We start from the raw sequence: 546 nt of genomic DNA on the forward strand, positions 1-546 counted from the left end.
CCGGTCGACTCCTACGCCGACTCCCGCCGCACCGGCTCGTTCATCCTGATCGACCCCTCCGACGGCACCACGCTGACCGCCGGCATGGTCGGCGCCTCCTTCGCCGCACCCGAACCGGCCGACAACGCCCCCGACGACCACGGCTGGGACTTCTGAGCATGGACCGCGTCCGATGACCGTGACCGCCGGGCCGACCGACGAGAGGAACCCCTCCCGTGCCTGACACCACCGCCGTGCGCCGCACCCTCGCGGCCCTGGCCGCCGCTCTGCTCCTGCTGCTCCTCGCCGGCTGCGGCTACGGGTCCCAGGCGAAGGACCGGGGCACGGCGAAGATCGCTCCCGGGGCGGAGAAAATCGACGGCCTGGACTCCGTCACGATCGGCTACTTCGGCAACCTCACCCACGCGACCGCGCTCGTCGGCCACCAGCAGGGCTTCTTCCAGAAGGCGCTCGGGGCCACGAAGGCCAAGTACCAGGTCTTCAACGCCGGCCCGTCCGAGATCGAAGCCCTCAACTCCGGCTCCATCGACATCGGCTGGATCGGCC

General features: G+C 70.9%; 1 pseudogene. It reads left to right on the top strand.

Annotation, left to right across the window (positions count from 1 at the left end):
- Positions 1-215 precede the first annotated feature (215 nt).
- Positions 216-546, top strand: a pseudogene (locus tag IE318_RS44575) (sulfate ABC transporter substrate-binding protein); the annotation flags it as partial.

It is taken from the genome of Streptomyces spiralis, from assembly GCF_014654675.1.
GTDB classification, from domain to species: Bacteria; Actinomycetota; Actinomycetes; order Streptomycetales; family Streptomycetaceae; genus Streptomyces; species Streptomyces spiralis.